Here is a 19354-nt window from a genome sequence, read left to right on the forward strand (position 1 = left end):
AGAACCAGTGGCTAAGGCCAAGTTCGAGCGGACCAAGCCGCACATGAACATCGGCACCATTGGGCACATCGACCACGGCAAGACCACGCTGACCGCGGCGATCACCAAGGTGCTCCACGACCGTTACCCCGAGCTGAACAAGGCGACCCCGTTCGACAAGATCGACAAGGCGCCCGAGGAGAAGGCCCGCGGCATCACGATCTCCATCGCGCACGTCGAGTACCAGACCGAGAAGCGCCACTACGCCCACGTGGACTGCCCCGGTCACGCCGACTACGTGAAGAACATGATCACCGGTGCCGCCCAGATGGACGGCGCCATCCTGGTGGTCGCCGCCACCGACGGCCCGATGCCGCAGACGAAGGAGCACGTCCTCCTGGCCCGCCAGGTCGGCGTCCCCTACATCGTCGTGGCCCTCAACAAGGCCGACATGGTGGACGACGAGGAGATCCTGGAGCTCGTCGAGCTCGAGGTCCGCGAGCTCCTCTCCGCCCAGGAGTTCCCCGGCGACGACCTGCCGGTGGTGCGCGTGTCCGCGCTCAAGGCCCTCGAGGGCGACGAGAAGTGGGCCGACAGCATCATCGAGCTCATGAACGCCGTGGACGAGAACGTGCCCGAGCCGCCCCGTGAGACGGACAAGCCGTTCCTCATGCCGGTCGAGGACGTCTTCTCGATCACCGGTCGCGGCACGGTCGTCACCGGCCGTATCGAGCGCGGTGTCGTCAAGGTCAACGAGCAGGTCGACATCATCGGCATCAAGTCCGAGAAGACGACGACCACCGTCACCAGCATCGAGATGTTCAACAAGATGCTCGACGAGGGTCACGCCGGTGACAACGCCGCCCTGCTGCTGCGCGGCATCAAGCGCGAGCAGGTCGAGCGCGGCCAGTGCATCATCAAGCCGGGCACCACGACCCCGCACACCGAGTTCGAGGGCCAGGTCTACATCCTGTCCAAGGACGAGGGCGGCCGGCACACGCCGTTCTTCAACAACTACCGCCCGCAGTTCTACTTCCGCACGACGGACGTGACCGGCGTGGTGAACCTCCCCGAGGGCACCGAGATGGTCATGCCGGGCGACAACACCGAGATGCGCGTTGAGCTGATCCAGCCCATCGCCATGGAGGAAGGCCTCAAGTTCGCGATCCGTGAGGGTGGCCGCACCGTCGGCGCCGGTCGGGTCACGAAGATCATCAAGTAGCTGGACCGTCGGGGCGGCGGCCGGCCCCGGATCCCTCCGGGACCGGCCGCCGCACGACGTCAAGGACCTCGCGCAAAGCGCCGTGATCCAGCAGTCGCTTCGGCCGCAGTGACCGAAGTCACTGCCGGATCACGGAAGAAAAGGCAGATCGACTGCGTCTGCCTCGTGGGGTCACGCAGGCTCGACCTGCATGAACATCAGCGGCAACAGGCCGCACGATACTTTTTCAGACGACAGCGAAGGACACCGAGGCCACTATGGCGGGACAGAAGATCCGCATCCGGCTTAAGGCCTATGACCACGAGGTCATCGACAGCTCGGCCAAGAAGATCGTCGAGACGGTGACGCGGACTGGCGCGAAGGTCGCGGGCCCGGTGCCGCTGCCGACCGAGAAGAACGTGTACTGCGTCATCCGCTCGCCGCACAAGTACAAGGACAGCCGCGAGCACTTCGAGATGCGCACGCACAAGCGGCTGATTGACATCATCGACCCGACCCCCAAGACCGTCGACTCGCTCATGCGGCTCGACCTCCCCGCGGGTGTCGACATTTCGATCAAGCTCTGAGGGAACGCACTGACATGGCTAAGACGATCAAGGGCGTCCTGGGCAAGAAGCTCGGCATGACCCAGGTCTTCGACGCGGACAACCGGATGGTCCCGGTCACCGTGGTCGAGGCCGGTCCGTGTGTGGTGACCCGCGTCCGCACCGCCGAGAAGGACGGCTACGCCGCCGTCCAGCTCGGTTACGGGCAGGTCGACCCCCGGAAGGTCAACAAGCCGCTCGGCGACTACCTGCGCAAGCACGACATCACCCCGCGCCGTTACTTCGCGGAGATCCGCACCGACGACGCGAGCGACTACACCATCGGCCAGGAGCTGCTGGCCGACACCTTCGAGGCCGGCCAGTTCGTCGACGTGACGGGCAAGAGCAAGGGCAAGGGCTTCGCCGGTGTCATGAAGCGGCACGGCTTCGGTGGTCTGGGCGCGTCGCACGGTACGCAGCGCAAGCACCGCTCGCCGGGTTCCATCGGTGGCTGCGCCACCCCGGGCCGCGTATTCAAGGGTCTGCGCATGGCTGGTCGGATGGGCAACGTCCGCACCACCGTGCAGAGCCTCAAGGTTCATTCCGTGGACGCCGAGAAGGGTCTCATCCTCATCAAGGGTGCGATTCCCGGCGCGAACGGCAGCCTGGTCCTCGTCCGTACCGCTGCCAAGAAGGGGGCTGCCAAGTGAGCACCACTATTGACGTCCTCGACGCCAGCGGCGCGAAGACCGGCACCGTCGACCTCCCCGAGGACATCTTCGGGGCGAAGGTCAACATTCCGCTGATCCACCAGGTGGTCGTCGCCCAGCAGGCCGCTCGCCGGCAGGGCACGCACAAGACCAAGACCCGTGGTGAGGTCTCCGGCGGCGGCAAGAAGCCGTACCGCCAGAAGGGCACCGGCCGCGCCCGTCAGGGCTCGACCCGCGCGCCGCAGTTCACCGGCGGTGGCACCGTCCACGGTCCCGTGCCGCGTGACTACTCGCAGCGCACGCCCAAGAAGATGAAGGCCGCCGCGCTGCGCGGCGCCCTGTCGGACCGCGCGAGCGGCAACCGCGTGCACGTCGTCAGCTCGCTGGTCACCGGGGAGACCCCGAAGACCAAGGCGGCGCTGGAGGCCCTGCGCAAGATCACGCAGTCCCCGCGCGTCCTCGTCGTGGTCGACGAGGCCGACGAGCTGACGTGGCTGAGCCTGCGCAACGCGCCCGAGGTCCACCTGCTGGACGCCGGGCAGCTCAACACCTACGACGTGCTCGTGCACGACGACGTGGTCTTCACGCAGGAGGCCTACGACCAGGTCGTCGCTCGCCTGAGCAACAGCGGGAAGGAAGAGGCCTGATGGAGAAGATCGCCGACCCGCGCGACATCATCATCAAGCCGGTCGTCTCCGAGAAGAGCTACGGCCTGATCGATGAGAACAACAAGTACACGTTCCTGGTGAAGAAGACCGCGAACAAGACCCAGGTCAAGATCGCCGTCGAGCAGATCTTCGGGGTCAAGGTCACCAGCGTGAACACGATCAACCGGCAGGGCAAGCGCAAGCGCACCCGCACCGGCTACGGCAAGCGTCCCGACACCAAGCGCGCGATCGTGAGCCTGGTCGAGGGCGATCGGATCGACATCTTCGGTCAGATCGGCTAGCAGCCACAGAAAGAGGCGGGCTCCCGAGGGCCCGCGGGTCGAGACCGCCGCACTCCGGTGCGGCGGGCTCACCCATGTAACCGACGAAGGATGAACGAAAAAGATGGGCATCCGTAAATACAAGCCGACGACTCCGGGTCGCCGCGGTTCGAGTGTCTCGGACTTCTCCGAGATCACCCGCAGCGAGCCCGAGAAGTCGCTGCTTGCGCCCCTTCACAACAAGGGCGGCCGCAACGTACACGGCCGGGTGACCGCACGCCACCAGGGCGGCGGCCACAAGCGCGCCTACCGGATCATCGACTTCCGTAGGCATGACAAGGACGGCATCCCGGCGAAGGTCGCACACATCGAGTACGACCCCAACCGCACCGCCAACATCGCTCTGCTGCACTACGCCGACGGCGAGAAGCGCTACATCATCGCGCCGACGGGCCTCAAGCAGGGCGACCGAATCGAGAACGGCCCCGGGGCCGACATCAAGACCGGCAACTGCCTGCCGCTGCGCAACATCCCGACGGGTACCTTCATCCACGCGGTGGAGCTCCGTCCGGGCGGCGGCGCCAAGCTCGGCCGCTCCGCGGGCGCCCAGATCCAGCTGCTCGCCAAGGAAGGCCAGTACGCCACCCTTCGTATGCCGTCCGGTGAGATGCGCATGGTGGACGTGCGCTGCCGGGCGACGGTCGGCCAGGTCGGCAACGCCGAGCAGGCCAACATCAACTGGGGCAAGGCCGGCCGTATGCGGTGGAAGGGCAAGCGCCCCACCGTCCGCGGTGTCGCGATGAACCCCGTCGACCACCCGCACGGTGGTGGTGAGGGCAAGACCTCTGGTGGTCGCCACCCGGTGAACCCCAAGGGCAAGCCCGAGGGCCGCACCCGCCAGGCCAACAAGGCCAGCGACCGGTTGATCATCCGTCGTCGCAGCAAGAGGAAGAAGCGGTAGGAGCAGCCGAAATGCCACGTAGCCTTAAGAAGGGTCCCTTCGTGGACGACCACCTTCAGAAGAAGGTCGACGTCCAGAACGAGAAGGGCACCAAGAACGTCATCAAGACGTGGTCGCGGCGCTCCATGATCGTTCCCGACATGCTCGGGCACACGATCGCCGTGCACGACGGCCGCAAGCACGTCCCGGTCTTCATCACCGAGTCGATGATCGGCCACAAGCTGGGAGAGTTCGCCCCGACGCGGACCTTCCGCAGCCACGTCAAGGAAGACCGCCGCAGCCGGCGGTAAGCGTCCCGGAAGTAGGAGAAAGCGATGGAAGCCAGGGCTCAGGCGCGGTTCGTCCGTGTCACGCCCCAGAAGGCCCGCCGTGTGGTGGACCTCATTCGCGGGCTGCCCGCTTCGGAGGCGCAGGCCGTGCTGCAGTTCGCTCCCCAGTCGGCGAGCGAGCCGATCTACAAGGTGCTCAGCTCCGCCATGGCGAACGCCGAGCACAACTTCGACCTCGACCCGCAGACGCTCGTCGTCAGCCGGGCGTGGGTCGACGAGGGCCCGACGCTGAAGCGGTTCCGCCCGCGTGCCCAGGGTCGTGCCTATCGGATCAACAAGCGGACGAGCCACATCACCGTGATCGTGGAGTCCCGCGAGCCGAAGGGAAGGACCCGATAGTGGGCCAGAAGGTTAACCCGCACGGGTTCCGCCTCGGCATCACGACCGACTTCAAGAGCCGGTGGTACGCCGACAAGCTGTACAAGTCGTACGTCGCCGAGGACGTAGCGATCCGCCGCATGCTGCAGAAGGGCATGGAGCGGGCCGGCATCTCCAAGGTCGAGATCGAGCGCACCACGGACCGCGTGCAGGTGGACATCCACACCGCGCGTCCCGGCATCGTGATCGGCCGGCGCGGCGCCGAGGCCGACCGCATCCGCGGCGACCTGGAGAAGCTGACCAAGAAGCAGGTCCAGCTCAACATCCTCGAGGTCAAGAACCCCGAGATCGACGCGCAGCTCGTCGCGCAGGGCGTGGCCGAGCAGCTGTCCAGCCGTGTCTCGTTCCGCCGCGCCATGCGCAAGGCGATGCAGTCGGCCATGAAGTCCGGCGCCAAGGGCATCCGTGTCCAGTGCGCGGGTCGTCTGGGCGGCGCCGAGATGTCGCGGTCGGAGTTCTACCGCGAGGGCCGCGTGCCGCTGCACACCCTCCGCGCGGACATCGACTACGGCTTCTACGAGGCCCGCACGACCTTCGGCCGCATCGGCGTGAAGGTCTGGATCTACAAGGGCGAGGCTCCGACCAGCCGCGCCGAGCGCGAGGCGGCCGCCGCCGGCGCCCGGGCCGGCCAGCGTCGTGAGCGTGACGACCGTCGCGGTGGCGGCGGCGACCGTCCGCGTCGTGGTGGCGGCGACCGCCCCCGTCGTGGCGGCGGCCGTGGCGACCGCGCCCCCCGCAACGAGGCGGCCGCGCAGGCCGCCCCCGAGACCGGCCCGGCCGCGCAGCCGGGTGCTGAAGGGAGCTGACCATGCTGATCCCGCGCAGGGTCAAGCACCGCAAGCAGCACCGGCCCGACCGCAGCGGAGCCGCCAAGGGCGGCACCAGGGTCGTGTTCGGCGAGTTCGGCATTCAGGCCGTTGAGCACTCCTACGTGACCAACCGCCAGATCGAGTCGGCTCGTATCGCCATGACCCGTCACATCCGCCGTGGCGGCAAGGTGTGGATCAACATCTACCCCGACCGTCCGCTCACCAAGAAGCCCGCCGAGACCCGCATGGGTTCCGGCAAGGGCTCGCCGGAGTGGTGGATCGCCAACGTCAAGCCCGGACGCGTGATGTTCGAGCTGTCCGGCGTGGCGGAGCCGGTCGCTCGCGAGGCGCTTCAGCGTGCGATCCACAAGCTCCCGATGAAGTGCAAGATCGTTAAGCGTGAAGTGGGTGAGGCGTGATGGCTAAGGGCCTGACCGCCGGAGAGCTGCGGGTGGAGGACCAGGACACCCTGGTCCAGAAGCTCAAGGAAGCGAAGGAGGAGCTGTTCAACCTCCGCTTCCAGGCGGCGACCGGTCAGTTGGAGAGCCACGGGCGGCTGCGCGCCGTCCGCCGCGAGATCGCCCGTATCTACACCGTGATGCGCGAGCGGGAGCTCGGCATCGTCACGGTCGAGAAGGAGTCGAGCGATGGCTGACGAGACCACCACCAGCACCGAGACCGCCGAGGCCGGCAACGACCAGCGGAACTTCCGCAAGGTCCGCGAGGGCCTCGTGGTGAGCGACAAGATGGACAAGACCGTCGTCGTCGCCGTCGAGGACCGCGTCAAGCACCGCCTGTACGGCAAGGTCATCCGCCGGACGACCAAGTACAAGGCGCACGACGAGGCCAACGCCTGCGGCGTCGGCGACCGCGTGCTGCTCATGGAGACCCGTCCGCTCTCCGCCACCAAGCGGTGGAGGGTCGTGGAGATCCTCGAGAAGGCCAAGTAAGGCCCTCTCGCATATACCGCGCCCCGTGGGGGCTCTCAGAGCCCCCATGACGGCGTCCAAGGACGCGGGGTCCTCCGGGACCTCGCGTCGCCTGCGGTGCGGCCCCAGCGGGGTTGTGGCCGTGGGAACAAGACAACATCGGGTTCCGCCAGGCTCAGCGATGAGAACCGGCGCGACTAACAGGAGTTCAACGTGATCCAGCAGGAGTCGCGGCTCAAGGTCGCCGACAACACTGGTGCGAAGGAGATCCTTTGCATCCGTGTGCTCGGCGGCTCGGGCCGACGCTACGCGGGTATCGGCGACGTGATCGTCGCCACTGTCAAGGACGCGCTGCCCGGCAGCACCGGCGTCAAGAAGGGCGACGTGGTCAAGGCCGTCGTCGTCCGCACGGTCAAGGAGCGCCGCCGGCCCGACGGCTCCTACATCCGCTTCGACGAGAACGCCGCCGTCATCATCAAGGACAGCGGCGACCCTCGCGGCACTCGTATCTTCGGCCCGGTGGGCCGCGAGCTGCGCGACAAGAAGTTCATGCGCATCATCTCGCTCGCCCCGGAGGTGCTGTAATGCCGAAGCTGCACGTGAAGAAGGGTGACCTGGTCGAGGTCATCGCCGGCAAGAACAAGGGCGCCAAGGGCCGGGTCATCGCCACCGTTCCGGGCGACGACCGCGTGGTGGTCGAGGGCGTCAACATGATCAAGAAGCACGCGAAGGAGACCCACCAGGGTCCGCGCGGCGCCAAGACCGGCGGCGTGCAGACCATGGAGGGCCCCATTCACGTCTCGAACGTGAAGAAGCTCAAGGACGACAAGCCCGCCGACAAGAAGGCCGACGACAAGAAGGCCGACGAGAAGACGGGTGAGGACAGCTGATGACCGCCACCACCGAGACCGAGCGCACCGAGACCGAGCGCCCGACCCCGCGGCTGAAGACGAAGTACCGCGAGGAGATCGTCGAGCAGCTCCGCGAGCAGTTCGACATCAAGAACGTCATGCAGATCCCCGGGCTGACCAAGATCAAGGTCAACATGGGCGTCGGCGAGGCGGCTCGTGACTCCAAGCTGATCGAGGGCGCGGTCCGCGACCTCACCGCGATCACCGGCCAGAAGCCGGCCGTCGTGCGGGCCCGCAAGTCCATCGCCCAGTTCAAGCTGCGCGAGGGCATGCCGATCGGCGCGCACGTCACGCTGCGCGGCGACCGCATGTGGGAGTTCCTCGACCGGCTGCTGTCGCTGGCCCTGCCCCGTATCCGGGACTTCCGCGGCCTGTCGCCGAAGCAGTTCGACGGCAACGGCAACTACACCTTCGGTCTGACCGAGCAGGTCATGTTCCACGAGGTCGACCAGGACAAGGTGGACCGGCCGCGCGGCATGGACATCACGATCGTGACGACCGCGACCAACGACGACCAGGGCCGGGCGCTGCTGAAGCTCCTCGGCTTCCCGTTCAAGGAGGCCTGATCCAATGGCGAAGAAGTCGCTGATCGCCAAGGCGGGGCGCAAGCAGAAGTTCGAGGTCCGGGCCTACACGCGGTGCTCGCGCTGCGGCCGGCCGCGCGCCGTCTACCGCAAGTTCGGCCTGTGCCGCGTGTGCTTCCGCGAGATGGCGCACCGGGGCGAGCTGCCCGGCATCACCAAGTCGAGCTGGTAGATACCCTGGAGGGCGGCGTGAGTGCCGCCCAACAGGCACCCATATTTCGTAGGAGAAGACAGGACGCCCGACGCGGGCGTCCGTGACCGCGCCGAAGGTCCACCGGCAGAGCGCTGCTTGGCCGACTGGAAACCGCGGCGAGGAAGGCCACTGGCCATGACGATGACCGATCCGATCGCAGACATGCTCACGCGTCTGCGCAACGCGAATTCGGCGTACCACGACAGCGTGTCGATGCCGTACTCGAAGATCAAGGCGCACATCGCCGAGATCCTCCAGCAGGAGGGTTACATCCAGGCCTGGACCGTCGAGGACGCCAAGGTCGGCAAGAACCTCGTGGTGGAGCTGAAGTTCGGCCCGACCCGTGAGCGTTCGCTCGCGGGCCTGCGCCGTGTTTCCAAGCCCGGTCTGCGGGTGTATGCGAAGAAGGACAACCTGCCTCGGGTCCTGGGCGGACTGGGCGTCGCGATCATCTCGACGTCCCACGGCCTCATGACCGACAAGCAGGCCGGCAAGCGTGGCGTGGGCGGGGAAGTCCTCGCCTACGTCTGGTAGAGGGGAGGAACCCAGCATGTCGCGTATCGGACGGCTGCCCATCCCTGTGCCCAGCGGTGTGGACATCTCGATCGACGGCCAGAACGTACAGGTGAAGGGTCCGAAGGGCACGCTCACCCACACCGTCGCGGAGCCCATCACGGTGGGCCGCGACGACGACGGCCACATCGCCGTCACCCGTCCCAACGACGAGAACAAGGTCCGTGCCCTGCACGGCCTCTCGCGCACGCTCATCGCCAACATGGTGCAGGGCGTGACCCAGGGCTACTCCAAGTCCCTGGAGATCGTCGGCGTCGGTTACCGCGTCCAGGCCAAGGGCCCGACGCAGCTGGAGTTCTCTCTGGGCTTCAGCCACCCGGTCATCGTGGACGCCCCCGAGGGCGTCACCTTCCGCGTCGAGAAGCCGACCCTGTTCCACGTGGACGGCATCGACAAGCAGAAGGTCGGCGAGGTCGCCGCCAACATCCGCAAGTTGCGCAAGCCCGACCCGTACAAGGGCAAGGGTGTGCGTTACCAGGGCGAACAGATCCGCCGCAAGGTCGGAAAGGCTGGTAAGTAGGCATGGCTCCGAAGACTGCGTTCAGCAAGCACACGGCTGCCCGCACCGTCTCGCGGGCCCGCCGTCACCGCCGCGTCCGCAAGTTCGTCGTCGGTACGGCCGAGCGTCCGCGCCTGGTCGTCAACCGCTCGACGCGTCACATGTTCGTCCAGATCGTGGACGACTCCGTCGGCCACACGCTGGTGAGCGCGTCCACCATGGACCCCTCGCTGCGCGCGCTGGAGGCGGACAAGACCGAGAAGGCGAAGAAGGTCGGCGAGCTCCTCGCTCAGCGGGCCAAGGAAGCCGGGATCACCAAGGTCGTCTTCGACCGCGGTGGCAACCGCTACGCCGGGCGCATCGCCGCGCTGGCGGACAGCGCCCGCGAAGGCGGGCTGGAATTCTGATGACCGCAATTGAGATGAGGAACCACTGATGGCTGCAGCTCCGCGTCGCGGTGGCGGCACCGGTGGCGAGCGGCGGGACCGTCGTGACGATCGCCGCGGTGGCGCCGCCGACAAGGGCGTCTCGTACATCGAGCGCGTAGTGAAGATCAACCGCGTGGCCAAGGTCGTGAAGGGTGGTCGTCGCTTCAGCTTCACCGCCCTCGTCGTCGTCGGCGACGGCAACGGCCTGGTCGGCGTCGGTTACGGCAAGGCCAAGGAAGTCCCCGCGGCGATCGCCAAGGGCGTCGAAGAGGCCAAGAAGCACTTCTTCAAGGTGCCCCGCATCCAGGGCACCATCCCGCACACCGTGCAGGGCGAGGAGGCGGCCGGCGTCGTCTTCCTGCGTCCGGCCTCGGCCGGTACCGGCGTCATCGCCGGCGGCCCGGTGCGCGCGGTGCTGGAGTGCGCGGGCATCCACGACGTCCTGTCGAAGTCGCTCGGCTCCGACAACCCGATCAACATCGTGCACGCCACCGTGGCTGCTCTGAAGGGTCTTTCCCGGCCCGAGGAGATCGCCGCCCGCCGTGGCCTGCCGATCGAGGACGTGGCCCCGGCCGCCATGCTCAAGGCCCAGCGTGAGGGCCTGGCGGAGGCCGCGGCCGCGAAGGCGGTGAGCTAGTCGTGGCACGCCTGAAGATCACTCAGGTTCGCTCGAAGATCGGTGGCAAGCAGAACCAGCGCGACTCGCTGCGTTCGCTTGGCCTGAAGCGAATCGGCGACGTCGTCGTCAAGGAGGACCGTCCCGAGATTCGCGGGATGGTCGCCGTGGTGACGCACCTCGTCGAGGTGGAAGAGGTCGACTAGTCATGACTGACAAGGCTCCGCTCAAGATTCACGACCTCCGTCCGGCCCCGGGCGCCAACAAGGCCAAGATCCGCAAGGGTCGCGGCGAGGCGTCCAAGGGCAAGACGGCCGGTCGGGGCACCAAGGGCACGCACGCCCGCACCACGATGCTCCCGGGCTTCGAGGGTGGCCAGGTGCCGCTGCAGAGGCGTCTGCCGAAGCTCAAGGGCTTCTCCAACGCCCTGTTCAAGACGACCTACCAGGTCGTCAACCTGGACCGGATCGGCGAGCTGTTCCCCGAGGGTGGCGAGGTCACCGTCGAGGCGCTGGTCGCCAAGGGCGCTGTTCGCAAGAACCAGCTCGTGAAGGTGCTCGGCACCGGCGAGATCTCCGTCGCGGTGAACGTGCAGGCGCACGCCTTCTCGTCCGCGGCGAAGGACAAGATCGCCGCGGCCGGTGGCTCCGTTACCGAGCTGTAGCAACGCTATGACGAGGCGTGGGGGCTCTGACAATGGGCTCCCACGCCCGTAGTGCGTTAGAGTTCGCGAGACGGCAGGCTTCTGTCCGGCTCGTTTGACAATGAGACTCAGATGGCAGATCCCCGCACCATCGCATACTCACATCGCCGAATAGGCGCGCAGGAGGGACCGTGCTGACCGCGTTTACCCGGGCGTTCCGGACGCCGGACCTGCGCAAGAAGTTGCTCTTCACGCTGGGCATCATCGCGCTTTTCCGTCTCGGCTCGGTTCTTCCGACACCGGGAGTCCACGTCCAGAATCTGGCGGCCTGTTTCGACCAGGCCCGCAACTCGTCCACCGGCAACATCTACGGGATGGTGCAGCTCTTCAGTGGCGGTGCGCTCCTGAAACTTTCGGTGTTCGCGCTGGGCATCATGCCGTACATCACCGCGAGCATCATCCTTCAGCTGCTCGTCGTGGTCATCCCACGACTCGAAGCGCTGAAGAAGGAAGGCCAGGCCGGCCAGACCAAGATCACGCAGTATACGCGGTATCTGACCATCGGTCTCGCGGTGCTGCAGTCGACGGCGTTCATCGCGCTCGCGCGCACCGGCCAGCTCTTCCCGAACTGCCAGCAGAACGTGCTGATCGACCCGGACGACATCTTCAGCATCGTCACGATGGTCATCATCATGACGGCCGGCACCTCCGTCATCATGTGGCTGGGCGAGCTGATCACCGACCGGGGCATCGGCAACGGCATGTCCATCCTGATCTTCACCCAGGTGGTGGCGGTCTTCCCGTCCGAGTTCGCCAACATCTTCCAGGCCAACCCGTTCACCTTCGCGGTGGTCATGGTGGTCGGCGTCTTCATGATCGCGGCCGTGGTCTTCGTGGAGCAGGCGCAGCGCCGCATCCCGGTCCAGTACGCCAAGCGCATGGTCGGGCGCCGGATGTACGGCGGCACGTCCACCTACATCCCGCTGAAGGTCAACCAGGCCGGCATCATCCCGGTCATCTTCGCCTCCTCGCTGCTGTACCTGCCGCAGCTCGTCACCTCGCTCTTCACCACGAGCGACAACGTGGTGATCCGGTGGATCTCGCAGAACCTGGCCACGGGCGACACGCCGATCTACATGGCCACGTTCTTCGTGCTGATCATCTTCTTCACGTACTTCTACGTGTCCATCACGTTCAACCCCGCTGAAGTCGCCGACAACATGAAGAAGTACGGTGGTTTCATTCCGGGCATCCGCCCCGGCCGGCCTACGGCTGAGTACCTGAACTTCGTGCTCACCCGCCTGACCGCTCCGGGGTCGCTCTATCTGGGTCTGATCGCCATGATCCCGATCGTCGCTCTCGCGGTGTCCGGTGCGAGCCAGAACTTCCCGTTCGGAGGGACGAGTATTCTGATCATGGTAGGCGTCGGCCTGGACACGGTGAAGCAGATCGAGAGCCAGCTGCAGCAGCGTAACTACGAAGGCTTCCTGCGGTAGTGCGTCTCGTTCTGGTGGGGCCCCCTGGAGCGGGTAAGGGGACGCAGGCCCAGTACATCGCATCGAACCTGTCCATCCCGAAGATCTCGACAGGTGACATCTTCCGTGCCAACGTCTCCGGCGGCACGGAGCTCGGCAAGCTGGCCAAGACGTTCATGGACCGCGGCGACCTGGTGCCCGACGAGGTCACCATCGCCATGGTCCGCGACCGCCTGTCCGAGCCCGACGCGCAGGACGGGTTCCTGCTCGACGGGTTCCCGAGGAACGTCGCGCAGGCGGAGATCCTGCGCGACATGCTCAAGGACTGGGGCCAGGCGCTCGACCTGGTGCTGGAGCTGGTCGTCGACGACGACGAGGTGGTCAGGCGGCTGGCCGGCCGCCGCACCTGCAGCCAGTGCGGGCGCATCTGGCACGTCGACTTCGACGACAAGAAGGACGACCGGTGCGACGCGTGCGGGGGCGTGCTCTTCCAGCGGGACGACGACAAGGAGGAGACCGTCCGGCACCGGCTGGAGGTCTACCAGGAGCAGACCGCGCCGCTGGTCTCGTACTACGCCGAGGAGGGCGTCCTCGTGGGGGTCGACGCGACCGGCCCGGTCGAGGAGGTCACCCGGCGGGCCATGGAGGCGATTCGTCCCTTCATGGGCTAGCTGCGGCGGCATCGATATGCGGAGGTGGCACGGGTTTCCGTGCCACCTCGCGGCTATTGTGGGGGGAATGGGGCCCCCATCGTGGCCCGTTGAGACCCAGGGGGGCAGAACATGTTCAAGAGGAACCGGCACGGCATCCAGATCAAGTCGCCGGAGCAGCTGGAGAAGATGCGGGCGGCCGGGCTGGTGGTCGGGCGCACGCTCGACCTGCTGAAGCGCTCGGTGGAGCCCGGCATGACGCCGCTCGACCTCGACGCCATCGCGGAGAAGGCGATCCGCGGCGAGGGCGCGATCCCGTCGTTCAAGGGCTACCAGGGCTTCCCCGCGACGATCTGCGCGTCGGTCAACGACGAGGTGGTGCACGGCATCCCGAGCGACGCCCGCAAGCTGCGCGAGGGCGACATCATCTCCATCGACTGCGGCGCGATCCTGGACGGCTGGCACGGCGACTCCGCCGTCACCGTCCCGATCGGCGAGGTGGACCCCAAGCTGACCGAGCTGATCCGGGTGACCGAGGAGGCCATGTGGCGCGGCATCGCGGCGCTGCGGCCCGGCCGGCACCTGTCCGACATCGGCCACGAGGTCGAGCGCTACGTGAAGTCCCAGGGCCGCTACGGCATCCCGCCCGAGTACGGCGGCCACGGCATCGGCACCGAGATGCACATGGACCCGTGGATCGCCAACCACGGCCGGCCCGGGCGCGGCCCGGTGCTGGAGGAGGGCATGTGCCTGGCCATCGAGCCCATGGTCAACCTCGGCACGGAGCGCACCCGCGTGCTGTCCGACGACTGGACCGTGGTCACCGTGGACGGGAAGTACTCCGCGCACTTCGAACACAGCGTCGCCGTGACACATAATGGTCCTTGGGTGCTCACCGCTCTGGATGGGGGCGAAGGGCGCCTGGGAGGACACCAGCAGAGCTGAACACGGGAGTGGTGGGATGGCGAACAGCCCCGAGATGCGTGCCTCAGACGCCGACCGCGACCGGGTTGCCGCCGTCCTCCGCGAGCACACCGCGCAGGGCCGCATCACGATGGACGAGTTCAACGAGCGGCTCGAACAGCTCTACAAGAGCAAGACCTACGGTGAGCTGGCCAAGCTGACCTCCGACCTGCCCGACGTCGACCTGCGCCACCGCCAGCTCGCCAAGGCCGAGCAGGCGCCGGCCAAGCGCGCCGCCAACCACGCCGGCATGAAGGCGGCCTGGGGCGCGTGGGCCATGGCCAGCGGCATCAACTGGGTCATCTGGTTAATCGTGAGCGTCAGCTCGGGCGAGCTCATCTACCCGTGGCCGATGTGGGTGATGGGCCCGTGGGGCGTGATCCTGCTGATCAGCACCGTCTTCGGCAACAACCAGCCCAAGCGCCAGTAGCCGGAGTGTGCACTACTGCACTGTGTGCAATCGTGCGCAGTGCGGAAACGCCCGGATTCCTAACGTGAGCGGTGTCGGGAACACCACACACCGGAGGAATTCCATGCGCAAGGTCCTCGCAGCCGCCGCTCTCGCCGGCTCGATCGCCGTCACCGGCCTGTCCGTGGCCGCCCCGGCCGCCCAGGCCGCGACCGCCACCGCCGCCACGAGCGCCACCACGGCGACGTCCGTGCACAGCTGGGGGCGCTACTACTCCAGCAACCACAAGGCCTACACGTACGGCAAGACGTGGAAGTCGGGCAACCGGGTCTACACGCACTGGTACGGCAAGGAGTCCACGCCGAAGCGGGGCTACGTCTGGTTCAAGTACTACTCGGGCGGGAGCTGGCACGCCTTCTACCGCGGCTGGGACGGCTCGTACAACGAGACGTGGTCGAAGCCGGGCATCAAGAAGCTGTACACCTACACCTGCTGGGGCGGTCCCACGAAGTACTGTGGCCCCTCGCACCGCATCTACTGATCGGTTCCGCGCGACGGCCCGCCGGGTTCTCTCCCTCGGCGGGCTTTCCGCTGCCCGGATGAGGTAGACTGACCCATGGTTGTGTCAGGACACCTGGCACGCATTTCGCGTTTTGGGCTCAGGTGTCGTACACTCCTTAGTCGGCTCACTATGACTATCACGCGTCGGCGGTCTGCCTTGACCGCCGCTCTCTCCGAAGCGTGAAGGTCGCGGCTGCGTAGTGAACCGGAGCCTCAGACGACCGATCAGTGAAACGCGAGGAATTTTGGCCAAGAAAGACGGCGCCATCGAGATCGAGGGCACTGTGGTCGAATCGCTCCCGAACGCCATGTTCCGGGTGCAGCTCGACAACGGCCATAAGGTCCTGGCCCACATCAGCGGACGAATGCGGATGCACTACATCCGGATTCTGCCCGACGACCGGGTAGTCGTTGAACTGAGCCCCTACGACCTGAGTCGTGGGCGGATCGTCTACCGATACAAGTAAGACGTCTGAGGAACTAAAGGACAATGAAGGTAAAGCCGAGCGTCAAGAAGATCTGCGACAAGTGCAAGGTGATCCGCCGGCACGGTCGCGTCATGGTGATCTGCGACAACCTGCGCCACAAGCAGCGCCAGGGCTAGTCGCCGCAAGGCTTCTCCGAGTCCGCCCCGAACGAGGGAGCGGGCTCGACGCATGAGGAGCCTCGAATCAGTTAGCGCGTCCCAGCCTGGGCAGGCGGCTTGGCCGAACCACTCAGGAGACCCCCGGTCGGAGGCCGGGGCCCTCACCCCGGGCATGGGGAGGGGTTGAGCGACGCAAGACCTCCGCCGAAGAAAAGGAGAATGCCCACCATGGCTCGCCTGGTTGGCGTCGACCTCCCCCGCGAGAAGCGGCTGGAGATCGCTCTCACCTACATCTACGGGATCGGCCGCACCCGCGCCAAGGAGATCCTCGAGGCCACCGGTGTCAGCGGGGACCTGCGGGTCCACCAGCTCAGCGACACCGAGCTCGTCCCGATGCGTGACTACATCGAGGCGAACTTCAAGATCGAGGGTGACCTGCGCCGCGAGGTGCAGGCCGACATCCGTCGCAAGATCGAGATCGGTTGCTACCAGGGCATCCGGCACCGCAAGGGCCTGCCGGTCCACGGTCAGCGCACGCAGACGAACGCGCGTACCCGCAAGGGCAAGAAGAAGACCGTCGCCGGCAAGAAGAAGCCCGGTAAGAAGTAGTCCACGCAGCCGCGGGACCGAAGACCTCAGGAGTAACGGCAAACAATGCCTCCTAAGAGCCGTCAGGGCGCGCCGAAGAAGGTGCGCCGCAAGGAGAAGAAGAACGTCGCTCACGGGCACGCCCACATCAAGAGCACGTTCAACAACACGATCGTCTCGATCACCGACCCCAACGGGAACGTGATCTCCTGGGCCAGCGCCGGCCACGTGGGTTTCAAGGGCTCCCGCAAGTCCACCCCGTTCGCCGCGCAGATGGCCGCCGAGAACGCCGCCCGCCGCGCCATGGAGCACGGCATGCGCAAGGTCGACGTCTTCGTCAAGGGCCCCGGCTCCGGCCGTGAGACCGCGATCCGCTCGCTGCAGGCCACCGGCCTGGAGGTGGGCTCGATCCAGGACGTCACCCCGGTTCCGCACAACGGTTGCCGGCCGCCGAAGCGCCGCCGCGTCTGAGATAGCCCAGGAGAATACAGAGAAATGGCTCGTTACACGGGCGCGGACTGCAAGCTCTGCCGTCGCGAGAAGACCAAGCTCTTCCTCAAGGGCAGCAAGTGCGAATCCGCCAAGTGCCCCATCGAGATCCGTCCTTACCCGCCGGGTGAGCACGGCCGCGGACGTCCCAAGGAGTCCGAGTACCAGCTTCAGCTTCGTGAGAAGCAGAAGACCCGCCGCATCTACGGCGTCCTCGAGAAGCAGTTCCACAACTACTACGAGGAAGCCTCCCGCAAGACGGGCAAGACCGGTGAGGTGCTGCTCCAGATCCTGGAGAGCCGCCTCGACAACGTGGTCTACCGCGCCGGTTTCGCCCAGTCGCGCGACGCCGCCCGCCAGCAGGTGCGCCACGGCCACATCCTGGTGAACGGCAAGAAGGTCGACATCCCGTCGTACCTCGTGCGCGAGCACGACATCATCGAGGTCCGCGAGAACAAGCGCAACCTCATGCCGTACGAGGTCGCCCGGGCCACGGCCGGCGAGCGCACGATCCCGGCCTGGCTCGGCGTCGTGCCGGACAAGCTCCGCGTCCTGGTGCACCAGCTGCCCGTCCGGCAGCAGATCGACACCCAGGTCCAGGAGCAGCTCATCGTCGAGTACTACTCGAAGTGAGCCTTCGGCCGAGGCATGGTTCGCCGTGCCTCGGCTACGCTTTTATCGGAGTGGCGTCATATAGCGGGCGTCACACGAAAAAGGGGAGAACCCACACATGCTGATCGCTCAGCGCCCGACTCTCCTGGAAGAGTCGCTCGACGACACCCGGTCCCGGTTCGTGATCGAGCCGCTGGAGCCGGGCTTCGGTTACACCATCGGCAACTCGCTGCGTCGCACGCTGCTGTCGTCCATCCCGGGCGCGGCCGTGACGAGCATCCGCATCGAGGGCGTGCTGCACGAGTTCTCGACCGTTCCCGGGGTCAAGGAAGACGTCACCGACATCATCCTCAACCTCAAGGAGCTGGTCGTCTCCTCCGAGCACGACGAGCCGGTCGTGATGTACCTGCGCAAGCAGGGCCCGGGTGAGGTCACCGCCGCCGACATCGCGCCGCCGGCCGGGGTCGAGGTGCACAACCCCGAGCTGCGCATCGCCACGCTCAACGGCAAGGCCAAGCTGGAGATGGAGCTGACCGTCGAGCGCGGCCGCGGCTACGTCTCCGCCGCCCAGAACAAGCAGCCGGGCCAGGAGATCGGGCGCATCCCGATCGACTCGATCTACTCCCCGGTGCTCAAGGTCACCTACAAGGTCGAGGCCACCCGAGTCGAGCAGCGCACCGACTTCGACCGCCTCATCCTCGACGTCGAGACCAAGCCCGCCATGAAGCCCCGCGACGCGGTGGCCTCCGCCGGCAAGACCCTCGTCGAGCTGTTCGGCCTGGCCCGCGAGCTCAACGTCGAGGCCGAGGGCATCGACATCGGCCCGTCGCCGACCGACGCCGCCCTGGCGGCCGACCTGGCGCTGCCGATCGAGGAGCTCAACCTCACCGTCCGCTCGTACAACTGCCTCAAGCGCGAAGGCATCCACACCGTGGGCGAGCTGGTCGCGCGGAGCGAGCAGGACCTCCTCGACATAAGGAATTTCGGCGCCAAGTCGATCGAAGAGGTCAAGCAGAAGCTGCACGAGATGTCGCTGTCGCTCAAGGACTCCCCGCCCGGGTTCGACCCGAGCGCGGTGGCCGGCGGCGGCTACGACGACGACGACAGCGCGTACGTCGAGACCGAGCAGTACTGATCACACACAGATAGCGCGGGCCCCTCGCGAGGCGGGGGGCCTGGCGGCCCGACCTCGGTACCTGGCACGGCCGGGGCGGGTTGACTCCTGAGGAGAGAATCCCATGCCCAAGCCCACCAAGGGTGCACGTCTTGGCGGCAGCCCGGCGCACGAGCGGCTGATCCTGGCCAACCTCGCGACCGACCTGTTCCGGCACGGCAAGATCCGCACCACCGTCGCGAAGGCCAAGCGCCTGCGCCCGGTGGCGGAGCGCCTGATCACCAAGGCGAAGAAGGGCGACATCCACAACCGTCGCCAGGTCCTGACCGTCGTCAAGGACAAGGGCGTCGTCCACCACCTCTTCACCGAGCTCGCGGTGACGTTCGCCGAGCGTCCCGGTGGCTACACCCGGATCACCAAGGTCGGGCCGCGCAAGGGCGACAACGCCCCGATGGCGGTCATCGAGCTGGTGACCGAGCCGCTGAACGCCGTCACCACGCGCCGCACCGAGGCCCCCGCCGCCGCTCCGGCCCCCGCCGCCGAGGCCGAGGAGCCCAAGGCCGAGACCGCCGAGGAGCCCGAGGCCGCCGCCGAGGAGACCCCGGCCGCCGAGGCCGAGGCCGAGGCTCCCGAGGCTTCCGAGGCCAAGGACGAGGCGAAGAAGGACGAGGCCTGACCGTTCAGGCCGGCT

34 protein-coding genes are annotated in these 19354 nt (G+C 66.9%); all 34 read left to right on the forward strand.

Features of this window, described 5'->3' with window-relative positions; genetic code table 11:
* Positions 1-7: 7 nt before the first annotated feature.
* The gene (gene tuf / locus MF672_RS14985) at positions 8-1201 is read left to right on the forward strand and encodes an elongation factor Tu (protein ID WP_242372120.1); all 1194 of its coding nucleotides are present in this window, start codon (positions 8-10) and stop codon (positions 1199-1201) included.
* 257 nt (positions 1202-1458) lie between these two features.
* The gene (gene rpsJ / locus MF672_RS14990) at positions 1459-1767 is read left to right on the forward strand and encodes a 30S ribosomal protein S10 (RefSeq protein ID WP_012887830.1); all 309 of its coding nucleotides are present in this window, start codon (positions 1459-1461) and stop codon (positions 1765-1767) included.
* 14 nt (positions 1768-1781) lie between these two features.
* Positions 1782-2435 (forward strand): 50S ribosomal protein L3, encoded by a 654-nt coding sequence (gene rplC, locus MF672_RS14995; protein ID WP_242372119.1) that lies wholly within the window; start codon positions 1782-1784, stop codon positions 2433-2435.
* On the forward strand, positions 2432-3082 hold the full coding sequence (gene rplD / locus MF672_RS15000) for a 50S ribosomal protein L4 (protein WP_242372118.1): 651 nt from the start codon (positions 2432-2434) through the stop codon (positions 3080-3082). Before rplC ends, rplD begins: the two co-directional genes overlap by 4 nt.
* Positions 3082-3384, forward strand: a complete 303-nt coding sequence (gene rplW / locus MF672_RS15005; RefSeq protein WP_080043238.1) for a 50S ribosomal protein L23 — start codon at positions 3082-3084, stop codon at positions 3382-3384. The genes rplD and rplW overlap by 1 nt, the downstream gene beginning before the upstream one ends.
* 103 nt (positions 3385-3487) lie before the next feature.
* A complete protein-coding gene (gene rplB / locus MF672_RS15010) occupies positions 3488-4324 on the forward strand; it encodes a 50S ribosomal protein L2 (protein WP_242372117.1) in 837 nt (278 codons plus the stop codon).
* Between the two features lie 11 nt (positions 4325-4335).
* Complete coding sequence (gene rpsS, locus MF672_RS15015; RefSeq protein WP_026214153.1) at positions 4336-4614, forward strand: 30S ribosomal protein S19; 279 nt, start codon at positions 4336-4338, stop codon at positions 4612-4614.
* Positions 4615-4638: 24 nt separating this feature from the next.
* Positions 4639-4992 (forward strand): 50S ribosomal protein L22, encoded by a 354-nt coding sequence (rplV, locus tag MF672_RS15020; RefSeq protein ID WP_020542306.1) that lies wholly within the window; start codon positions 4639-4641, stop codon positions 4990-4992.
* The gene (rpsC, locus tag MF672_RS15025) at positions 4992-5837 is read left to right on the forward strand and encodes a 30S ribosomal protein S3 (RefSeq protein WP_242372115.1); all 846 of its coding nucleotides are present in this window, start codon (positions 4992-4994) and stop codon (positions 5835-5837) included. The genes rplV and rpsC overlap by 1 nt, the downstream gene beginning before the upstream one ends.
* A 2-nt stretch (positions 5838-5839) precedes the next feature.
* A complete protein-coding gene (gene rplP, locus MF672_RS15030; protein ID WP_020542304.1) occupies positions 5840-6259 on the forward strand; it encodes a 50S ribosomal protein L16 in 420 nt (139 codons plus the stop codon).
* A complete protein-coding gene (gene rpmC, locus MF672_RS15035; protein WP_026214152.1) occupies positions 6259-6495 on the forward strand; it encodes a 50S ribosomal protein L29 in 237 nt (78 codons plus the stop codon). The genes rplP and rpmC overlap by 1 nt, the downstream gene beginning before the upstream one ends.
* Complete coding sequence (gene rpsQ, locus MF672_RS15040; RefSeq protein WP_242372112.1) at positions 6488-6790, forward strand: 30S ribosomal protein S17; 303 nt, start codon at positions 6488-6490, stop codon at positions 6788-6790. Before rpmC ends, rpsQ begins: the two co-directional genes overlap by 8 nt.
* A 192-nt stretch (positions 6791-6982) precedes the next feature.
* Positions 6983-7354 carry a 50S ribosomal protein L14 gene (gene rplN / locus MF672_RS15045; protein ID WP_043623452.1) on the forward strand — a complete coding sequence of 124 codons (372 nt, stop codon included), beginning with the start codon at positions 6983-6985 and terminating at the stop codon, positions 7352-7354.
* On the forward strand, positions 7354-7659 hold the full coding sequence (gene rplX, locus MF672_RS15050; RefSeq protein ID WP_242372110.1) for a 50S ribosomal protein L24: 306 nt from the start codon (positions 7354-7356) through the stop codon (positions 7657-7659). Before rplN ends, rplX begins: the two co-directional genes overlap by 1 nt.
* The gene (gene rplE / locus MF672_RS15055; RefSeq protein WP_247815252.1) at positions 7659-8246 is read left to right on the forward strand and encodes a 50S ribosomal protein L5; all 588 of its coding nucleotides are present in this window, start codon (positions 7659-7661) and stop codon (positions 8244-8246) included. The genes rplX and rplE overlap by 1 nt, the downstream gene beginning before the upstream one ends.
* Positions 8247-8250: 4 nt before the next feature.
* Complete coding sequence (locus tag MF672_RS15060) at positions 8251-8436, forward strand: type Z 30S ribosomal protein S14 (RefSeq protein WP_020542298.1); 186 nt, start codon at positions 8251-8253, stop codon at positions 8434-8436.
* 156 nt (positions 8437-8592) lie between these two features.
* Entirely contained in the window at positions 8593-8991 is a 399-nt protein-coding gene (rpsH, locus tag MF672_RS15065; RefSeq protein ID WP_020542297.1) for a 30S ribosomal protein S8, read from the forward strand.
* Positions 8992-9007: 16 nt separating this feature from the next.
* The gene (gene rplF, locus MF672_RS15070; protein WP_242372108.1) at positions 9008-9550 is read left to right on the forward strand and encodes a 50S ribosomal protein L6; all 543 of its coding nucleotides are present in this window, start codon (positions 9008-9010) and stop codon (positions 9548-9550) included.
* 2 nt (positions 9551-9552) lie between these two features.
* Positions 9553-9936 carry a 50S ribosomal protein L18 gene (gene rplR, locus MF672_RS15075; RefSeq protein ID WP_242372107.1) on the forward strand — a complete coding sequence of 128 codons (384 nt, stop codon included), beginning with the start codon at positions 9553-9555 and terminating at the stop codon, positions 9934-9936.
* A 28-nt stretch (positions 9937-9964) separates the two neighbouring features.
* Positions 9965-10594, forward strand: coding sequence for a 30S ribosomal protein S5 (gene rpsE, locus MF672_RS15080; protein ID WP_103960875.1), 630 nt, complete (start codon positions 9965-9967; stop codon positions 10592-10594).
* Between the two features lie 2 nt (positions 10595-10596).
* A complete protein-coding gene (rpmD, locus tag MF672_RS15085) occupies positions 10597-10779 on the forward strand; it encodes a 50S ribosomal protein L30 (protein ID WP_020542293.1) in 183 nt (60 codons plus the stop codon).
* A 2-nt stretch (positions 10780-10781) separates the two neighbouring features.
* Positions 10782-11237, forward strand: coding sequence for a 50S ribosomal protein L15 (gene rplO / locus MF672_RS15090; RefSeq protein ID WP_242372106.1), 456 nt, complete (start codon positions 10782-10784; stop codon positions 11235-11237).
* 170 nt (positions 11238-11407) lie between these two features.
* Positions 11408-12712: a preprotein translocase subunit SecY gene (secY, locus tag MF672_RS15095; RefSeq protein WP_242372104.1), complete on the forward strand. Its 1305-nt coding sequence runs from the start codon at positions 11408-11410 to the stop codon at positions 12710-12712.
* Positions 12712-13362, forward strand: coding sequence for an adenylate kinase (locus tag MF672_RS15100; RefSeq protein ID WP_242372102.1), 651 nt, complete (start codon positions 12712-12714; stop codon positions 13360-13362). Before secY ends, MF672_RS15100 begins: the two co-directional genes overlap by 1 nt.
* A 111-nt stretch (positions 13363-13473) precedes the next feature.
* A complete protein-coding gene (map, locus tag MF672_RS15105; protein WP_242372101.1) occupies positions 13474-14286 on the forward strand; it encodes a type I methionyl aminopeptidase in 813 nt (270 codons plus the stop codon).
* 34 nt (positions 14287-14320) lie between these two features.
* Positions 14321-14734, forward strand: a complete 414-nt coding sequence (locus tag MF672_RS15110) for a DUF1707 SHOCT-like domain-containing protein (RefSeq protein ID WP_242372100.1) — start codon at positions 14321-14323, stop codon at positions 14732-14734.
* Between the two features lie 103 nt (positions 14735-14837).
* Positions 14838-15254, forward strand: a complete 417-nt coding sequence (locus MF672_RS15115) for a hypothetical protein (protein ID WP_242372099.1) — start codon at positions 14838-14840, stop codon at positions 15252-15254.
* A gap of 265 nt (positions 15255-15519) precedes the next feature.
* A complete protein-coding gene (infA, locus tag MF672_RS15120; RefSeq protein WP_012887858.1) occupies positions 15520-15741 on the forward strand; it encodes a translation initiation factor IF-1 in 222 nt (73 codons plus the stop codon).
* 23 nt (positions 15742-15764) lie between these two features.
* Positions 15765-15878, forward strand: coding sequence for a 50S ribosomal protein L36 (gene rpmJ / locus MF672_RS15125; protein WP_003956441.1), 114 nt, complete (start codon positions 15765-15767; stop codon positions 15876-15878).
* Between the two features lie 210 nt (positions 15879-16088).
* Positions 16089-16469, forward strand: coding sequence for a 30S ribosomal protein S13 (gene rpsM / locus MF672_RS15130; protein ID WP_080043219.1), 381 nt, complete (start codon positions 16089-16091; stop codon positions 16467-16469).
* A 45-nt stretch (positions 16470-16514) separates the two neighbouring features.
* Positions 16515-16919: a 30S ribosomal protein S11 gene (gene rpsK, locus MF672_RS15135; protein ID WP_020542285.1), complete on the forward strand. Its 405-nt coding sequence runs from the start codon at positions 16515-16517 to the stop codon at positions 16917-16919.
* 24 nt (positions 16920-16943) lie between these two features.
* Positions 16944-17570, forward strand: a complete 627-nt coding sequence (rpsD, locus tag MF672_RS15140; RefSeq protein WP_242372098.1) for a 30S ribosomal protein S4 — start codon at positions 16944-16946, stop codon at positions 17568-17570.
* A gap of 97 nt (positions 17571-17667) precedes the next feature.
* Positions 17668-18684: a DNA-directed RNA polymerase subunit alpha gene (locus MF672_RS15145; RefSeq protein ID WP_020542283.1), complete on the forward strand. Its 1017-nt coding sequence runs from the start codon at positions 17668-17670 to the stop codon at positions 18682-18684.
* 103 nt (positions 18685-18787) lie between these two features.
* The gene (gene rplQ / locus MF672_RS15150) at positions 18788-19339 is read left to right on the forward strand and encodes a 50S ribosomal protein L17 (RefSeq protein WP_242372097.1); all 552 of its coding nucleotides are present in this window, start codon (positions 18788-18790) and stop codon (positions 19337-19339) included.
* Positions 19340-19354 lie beyond the last annotated feature (15 nt).

Source organism: Actinomadura luzonensis (assembly GCF_022664455.2).
GTDB classification, from domain to species: domain Bacteria; phylum Actinomycetota; class Actinomycetes; order Streptosporangiales; family Streptosporangiaceae; genus Nonomuraea; species Nonomuraea luzonensis.

Bases quoted from the DNA above. Each gene is read 5' to 3' on its own strand.
- rpsJ (WP_012887830.1), top strand. From the start codon at position 1,459: ATGGCGGGACAGAAGATCCGCATCCGGCTTAAGGCCTATGACCACGAG.
- rplC (WP_242372119.1), top strand. From the start codon at position 1,782: ATGGCTAAGACGATCAAGGGCGTCCTGGGCAAGAAGCTCGGCATGACC.
- rplW (WP_080043238.1), top strand. From the start codon at position 3,082: ATGGAGAAGATCGCCGACCCGCGCGACATCATCATCAAGCCGGTCGTC.
- rplB (WP_242372117.1), top strand. From the start codon at position 3,488: ATGGGCATCCGTAAATACAAGCCGACGACTCCGGGTCGCCGCGGTTCG.
- rpsS (WP_026214153.1), top strand. From the start codon at position 4,336: ATGCCACGTAGCCTTAAGAAGGGTCCCTTCGTGGACGACCACCTTCAG.
- rplV (WP_020542306.1), top strand. From the start codon at position 4,639: ATGGAAGCCAGGGCTCAGGCGCGGTTCGTCCGTGTCACGCCCCAGAAG.
- rplP (WP_020542304.1), top strand. From the start codon at position 5,840: ATGCTGATCCCGCGCAGGGTCAAGCACCGCAAGCAGCACCGGCCCGAC.
- rpmC (WP_026214152.1), top strand. From the start codon at position 6,259: ATGGCTAAGGGCCTGACCGCCGGAGAGCTGCGGGTGGAGGACCAGGAC.
- rpsQ (WP_242372112.1), top strand. From the start codon at position 6,488: ATGGCTGACGAGACCACCACCAGCACCGAGACCGCCGAGGCCGGCAAC.
- rplX (WP_242372110.1), top strand. From the start codon at position 7,354: ATGCCGAAGCTGCACGTGAAGAAGGGTGACCTGGTCGAGGTCATCGCC.
- rplE (WP_247815252.1), top strand. From the start codon at position 7,659: ATGACCGCCACCACCGAGACCGAGCGCACCGAGACCGAGCGCCCGACC.
- MF672_RS15060 (WP_020542298.1), top strand. From the start codon at position 8,251: ATGGCGAAGAAGTCGCTGATCGCCAAGGCGGGGCGCAAGCAGAAGTTC.
- rpsH (WP_020542297.1), top strand. From the start codon at position 8,593: ATGACGATGACCGATCCGATCGCAGACATGCTCACGCGTCTGCGCAAC.
- rplF (WP_242372108.1), top strand. From the start codon at position 9,008: ATGTCGCGTATCGGACGGCTGCCCATCCCTGTGCCCAGCGGTGTGGAC.
- rplR (WP_242372107.1), top strand. From the start codon at position 9,553: ATGGCTCCGAAGACTGCGTTCAGCAAGCACACGGCTGCCCGCACCGTC.
- rpsE (WP_103960875.1), top strand. From the start codon at position 9,965: ATGGCTGCAGCTCCGCGTCGCGGTGGCGGCACCGGTGGCGAGCGGCGG.
- rplO (WP_242372106.1), top strand. From the start codon at position 10,782: ATGACTGACAAGGCTCCGCTCAAGATTCACGACCTCCGTCCGGCCCCG.
- map (WP_242372101.1), top strand. From the start codon at position 13,474: ATGTTCAAGAGGAACCGGCACGGCATCCAGATCAAGTCGCCGGAGCAG.
- MF672_RS15110 (WP_242372100.1), top strand. From the start codon at position 14,321: ATGCGTGCCTCAGACGCCGACCGCGACCGGGTTGCCGCCGTCCTCCGC.
- MF672_RS15115 (WP_242372099.1), top strand. From the start codon at position 14,838: ATGCGCAAGGTCCTCGCAGCCGCCGCTCTCGCCGGCTCGATCGCCGTC.
- rpmJ (WP_003956441.1), top strand. From the start codon at position 15,765: ATGAAGGTAAAGCCGAGCGTCAAGAAGATCTGCGACAAGTGCAAGGTG.
- rpsM (WP_080043219.1), top strand. From the start codon at position 16,089: ATGGCTCGCCTGGTTGGCGTCGACCTCCCCCGCGAGAAGCGGCTGGAG.
- rpsK (WP_020542285.1), top strand. From the start codon at position 16,515: ATGCCTCCTAAGAGCCGTCAGGGCGCGCCGAAGAAGGTGCGCCGCAAG.
- rpsD (WP_242372098.1), top strand. From the start codon at position 16,944: ATGGCTCGTTACACGGGCGCGGACTGCAAGCTCTGCCGTCGCGAGAAG.
- MF672_RS15145 (WP_020542283.1), top strand. From the start codon at position 17,668: ATGCTGATCGCTCAGCGCCCGACTCTCCTGGAAGAGTCGCTCGACGAC.
- rplQ (WP_242372097.1), top strand. From the start codon at position 18,788: ATGCCCAAGCCCACCAAGGGTGCACGTCTTGGCGGCAGCCCGGCGCAC.